General features: G+C 44.7%; 4 protein-coding genes. All 4 read right to left on the minus strand.

All coding sequences use genetic code 11. The features are described 5' to 3' along the window. Positions 1-27: 27 nt before the first annotated feature. The 4 genes from ACEW8S_RS00475 to ruvC all read right to left on the minus strand — a co-directional run bounded on the left by ACEW8S_RS00475 (position 28) and on the right by ruvC (position 5136). Positions 28-780: a cyclase family protein gene (locus ACEW8S_RS00475; RefSeq protein WP_373516232.1), complete on the minus strand. Its 753-nt coding sequence runs from the start codon at positions 778-780 to the stop codon at positions 28-30. A 19-nt stretch (positions 781-799) separates the two neighbouring features. Beyond that, the gene (gene hemW, locus ACEW8S_RS00480) at positions 800-1933 is read right to left on the minus strand and encodes a radical SAM family heme chaperone HemW (RefSeq protein ID WP_373516233.1); all 1134 of its coding nucleotides are present in this window, start codon (positions 1931-1933) and stop codon (positions 800-802) included. A gap of 71 nt (positions 1934-2004) precedes the next feature. Continuing rightward, positions 2005-4464 (minus strand): hybrid sensor histidine kinase/response regulator, encoded by a 2460-nt coding sequence (locus ACEW8S_RS00485; protein WP_373516234.1) that lies wholly within the window; start codon positions 4462-4464, stop codon positions 2005-2007. A gap of 117 nt (positions 4465-4581) precedes the next feature. Further along, positions 4582-5136, minus strand: coding sequence for a crossover junction endodeoxyribonuclease RuvC (ruvC, locus tag ACEW8S_RS00490; protein ID WP_373516235.1), 555 nt, complete (start codon positions 5134-5136; stop codon positions 4582-4584). Between the last annotated feature and the right edge of the window lie 111 nt (positions 5137-5247).

A 5247-nucleotide genomic window follows, 5' to 3' on the forward strand; every position in this document is an offset into this window, starting at 1 on the left:
ATCGGTGATAGGCGTTAAGCGCAAACCCTATTCCTCATGGATTTTATACAAAACCGGACGGCTGGGGCTGGCATCGTTTTCGAAGGGTGCCACCTGTAGATTCAAAAAATAAGGGCCGTCTTCGATGCCATCGGGCACGTAGATCAATTCGGTAATCGTTGCCTGTTTTCGCAATTGTCCGTCAAAATTCCAGAACGTTTTGTGGGCCCGTAATTTACCGTCATCTTTTTCCTTGTCCACCGATGGCAGGTCGATAAGCAGGTGTTCGACACCGATTTCAACCAGAAATTGCATGGCCTCCTCTAAACAATACGGCGGATTCATATCGGAATAGTGTCTTGACAATTTCTTTCGGTCATTGGGCATGGTGCGGATTACTAATGCGGTCGGTTTTTTGTCCTGTAATGCCCGCTCCAAAATGTGTTTTGACAGGACCCAGTCATCTTTCTGCAGTGCTGGTGTTACGGAAATCAACTCGGATAAAAAGAAAAACCGATTCAAGTTTTGGTTGATGGAGTGGAATTCCTCCGTGATATGCCCTACACATTCGGTATGCGTACCGTGGGCATGGGGATTAAAGGCGATGTCGTTAAAGTTGACAGGACCACCCGCGGATACCTTTCCGATGAAATCCCCCTCGATATGTGGCGTTATTTGAGGATGTGCCAAACCCCATGCATTTACGTTCTGCGCATCGCCTCTTAGGGAAATGGAAATGTCGAGAGGGCTCGAAAGGTCGATATGGTAATCGAGGGTATCAAAAGTAATTTTTGCAATCATGTTTTTAGGAGTGTTAGAACTACCCCAAATTTAACATAAAAAGATCCGCGGCAATCCCATCCGCTAAAAAACGGCCTTTTTTGGTGGTCAACAAGGTGTCCCCATCCAAATACAAAAGATGTTGCTCCCTATACTTTTCGGCCTGTTTCAGAAGGTACTCCCGATACTTTTTTCCATATTCGGATACTATTCTATCCAAAGAAACACCCCAGATCGTTCGTAGCCCGGTCATGACATATTCGTTGTACTTGTCGGTGGTCGAGAGGATTTCCGTTTCCATGGGAAGTTCGCCGTTTTCGATGGCCCTCATGTATTTGGGATTATTATTGATGTTCCAGCCTCGGCGTACGCCATCATACGAATGTGCGGATGGTCCGATGCCGATGTACTTTTTCTGCTGCCAGTAGGCCGTATTGTTCCGGGAAAAATAGCCCTGTTTACCAAAATTGGAGATCTCGTAGCTTTCGAACCCCGCCGCTTCCAAGGTTTCCGAGAGAATGTGGAAATGGACTTCGGCCACCTCATCGTCCACGTTTTTTACGATGCCTTTTTTGATGAAATTGGCCAAGGCGGTATTCGGCTCTACGGTCAGGGCATAGCTGGAAATATGGGGGATATCGAAAGAAAGGGCCTTTTCGATATTTTGCTTCCAGCGTGCATTTGACATATCGGGAATGCCATAAATCAGGTCGATGGATATAGTATCGAAGTATTTCTTGGCCTGTCGGATGCTATTCTCGGCTTCCTCAGCGCTGTGGGCGCGGTTCATCAGTTTTAGATCTTCATCAAAAAAGGATTGGATACCGATACTGAGGCGGTTGATAGGGGAAGTGGCCAAGTCTTTTATTCTTTCAAGGGATAAATCATCTGGGTTGGCTTCCAAGGTAATCTCTGGACTATCCGAGACCTTGTAATTGCTAAAGACCGTATAAAATACGGATTGTAATTCATCCATAGTAAGTACGCTGGGAGTCCCCCCTCCGAAATAAATGGTTTCTACCACCTCATCGTTAAACTCATCCTTCCTAAAAACTAATTCCTTTTGCAATGCGGAAACCATCGCCTTTTTCTTCCCCATAGTGGTCGAAAAATGGAAGTCACAATAATGGCAGGCCTGTTTGCAAAAAGGGATGTGAATGTAGATTCCGGACATCGACGTAAAAGGGGTTCAATTTGTAAAAGTACCAATTCATTCGTTGATAAATCACCTCATCTACTTACAGGCTAGCGGCCGACGGGGACAAGATTCTTTCTGATCTTACTACAAAGAAGGTCGGCCTTCACGGGCTTGGTCAGGTAATCGTTCGCCCCTAACCTGAAGATTTCCTTTTTGGTGGCGTCGGTGGCGTCGGCGGTGACGACCAAGATCGGAATATCCCTTATAGCTTCCCCGGCTTTTCCGGAGCGAATGTTGGCGGTGGCCTCGAAACCGTCCATTATGGGCATTTGCAGATCCATCAGAATGATGTCGTAGCTAGATTTCTGAAGCATTTCCATAGCTTCCACACCGTGGTTCGCTATTTCCAAATGAACATTTTTCCACTTTTTTACAGCCAGTTTGATGACCATTTGATTCATTTTATTATCTTCTACCAAAAGAATCCGGCATCCTATAAAACTACCTTTATCGATTTCGCCAATCGGTATTTCCTCGGATTCGGAAGTTTGGCTTTGGTCTAGTTTAAAGTCAAGTTCTACCCGGCACACGGTACCCTGCTCGGCCGCATTTTGTATGGCGATACTTCCATTTTGAAGGTCCACATAACTTTTGGCTACATAAAGGCCTAGGCCAAGACCGTAAAATTCACGCTTATCGGCGCATGATTTTTTGGTAAAGGATTCATAGATGGTGCTCATTTTTTCTTTGGATATGCCGATACCGGTATCCTGAATGGAGAAAACAAAGCGCCCCGTGCCGTCCTTTTTAAGGCCATAATCTATATGAAAGCTAACTTTGCCCGAAGCTGTAAACTTCACCGCATTGTTCAACAGATTGTTGAGCACCTGGATCAATTTTCGCCTATCCCCGATGATTTTTTCGGGCATTCCTTCGGTATACGTATACGTAAAATCGAGATTTTTATGGTGCGCCTTGTTTTGGTTGATCCGTGCGATCCGATTCAAGGTCTGGTGAAGATTGAAAGAGTTTTCATGCAGTTCCTGCTCCCCTTTTTCTATACTTGTAAAGTCGAGAATATCGTCGACGTGGCCCAAGAGTGTTTCTGATGAGTTCAATATCAGTTGGCACTTTTCTTGAAGGTCCGCGTCCCTTTTATCTTTCTGAAGGGTTTCCGCAACGCCCATGATCAAGTTCAGGGGCGTTCGTAGTTCATGGCTGATGTTCGAAATAAAAGAGGATTTCATATCGTTCATATCCTCAAGGCGCTGCAAGGCCAAAAGCTGGTTTTTCTCGTTGCTTTCCCTAAGATTTCGGATGCGGTTGCCCATGGACAGCGAAAGAAAAATAATCTCAAGCCCGATGCCAAATTTAGCCCCGTTCTCGGTTATGAACGAGTTGGGCACTAAGTTCAGGTTATTTAGGATGAACACCACGAAACCAAGTATCAAGAAACTGATACCTATCATAAAGAACGTATCCACCTCGACTTTTTTAATCCTCAAAAAGATTATCGAACCGATGGTCAAAAGTAAGGTGGCCAGGCCGATGTGGTTCGCCAGGGGATAGCAATACGCCAAAAATCCGGGCACTGCCAATAGGGCCAACAGCGCAATGAATGTAATGCCCGACATAATTTCAAAAGCGGCCAATAGATATTTGCCATGGCTTTTGATATCCAAAAATTTTCGGCCATAGTTCACGAAAAAGAACAGGGATATCAAGGCAGAGAACAATACGGCCCTGTTCGAAAAGTAGCCGCCGTCGGGAAGGATGTACTGATGGAAAAGCCCATCCAAAGAAAACTGCAACATGGCAATAAACAAGACATAGAGCCCGTAATACACGAAAGCCGTATCGCGCATCGCCGAATAGAAAAAGAGATAAATGATACAGGCCAACACCAATATTCCGTAGAAAAAACCGTAGAACAATTGCTCTTTATAGGTCTCGTACATAAAGGTTTTTTCGGGAACCAGATCCAAAGGCAGCATCACCACTTCGCCATCGCTTTTTAAATGGATGTAGGCTTCAACCGTTTGTTGGGGCATCAGGCCGATACGAAAGACGGACTTTCTGTGCAATACGTTTTTCTCGGGGAAGGGGATGGCATCACCGCTTTTTTGGGAAGTCTTTTCTCCTAAACCGTCATTCATAAACAGTGAAACGGTATCGGTAATAGGGCGGCCCGTTTCCAAATAATAATGCACCGCTTCATCGGTCGGGTTGGCCAATTGAAAACGTATCCAAAAATTATCCTTTGAAAACCCTAAGTTTTCCTGAAAATCGGTCATGGGCTTAAAGTCCCCATTTCTATAAATATCGGCTATTTGATTTATGGAATACGATTTTTGACCGGCCAAGAATAGTTCGGCATTGGGGCGAATGGAAATGGTCTCATTAACATTTCCCGCAACGGCCAATTGCGCATGTGCGGAGAAGACCCAGAAAAGCACCAAAAATAATCCGGTGACTGCTTGTAAAAACTTTTGCGGAATGCGAAGCATACTTGTGTGGGTTAGTCCCATACCTTTTTGGGGAATGGTAGCGTTTTTATTAAAAGCCATAAACGTTAGATAATTTAACGCTAGTGCCTTCCTTTTATTTCAAACGCTACCTAATGCCCAGAAAATTCATAATTCGGGTAAGTAGCCGATAATCTCGTTGTATTTCTTAAAATTTATTTACTTTTTGATCTTTTTAGGATTTTGCGTTACAAAAGCCTCCCAACCGGTGTAGCTTTTACCGACCTCTACCCTGCCTTCATTGTAGACATGGCAGACCGCAGCGGCAAGGCCGTCGGTACTGTCCAAGTTTTTGGGAAGGGATGTTAGGCCCAAGGTACTTTGCAGCATTTTAGCGACCTGCTCCTTACTTGCGTTGCCATTGCCCGTAATGGACATCTTGATTTTTTTCGGAAGGTACTCTGTAATGGGAATCTGTCGCGAGAGTCCCGCTGCCATGGCCACACCCTGTGCACGGCCCAGTTTGAGCATTGATTGTACGTTCTTGGCGTAAAACGGGGCCTCAATGGCAATTTCGTCGGGATGGTATTGATCGATCAGGTCGATGGTCCGTTCAAAAATGAGTTTTAACTTCGTATACGGGTCTTTATACTTGCTCAAAAGTAGCTCGTTCATTTGTAGGAACACCATTTTCCTATCGACGATTTTGATAAGACCGAAGCCCATGATAGTCGTGCCTGGATCAATACCGAGTATGATTTTTTCTTTGGACAAAGGGGTTGTTGGTTAAAAGATTATGGATTATTTGACCCGTAAAGCAAATTTCGTTCAAGGTTCAATCGCTACTTCGTAGCTGTTCAAGGTTCAAAGTGGTTTTTTCTTTTT

Origin of the sequence: Pricia sp. (genome assembly GCF_041745955.1) — a bacterium.
Lineage (GTDB): Bacteria > Bacteroidota > Bacteroidia > Flavobacteriales > Flavobacteriaceae > Pricia.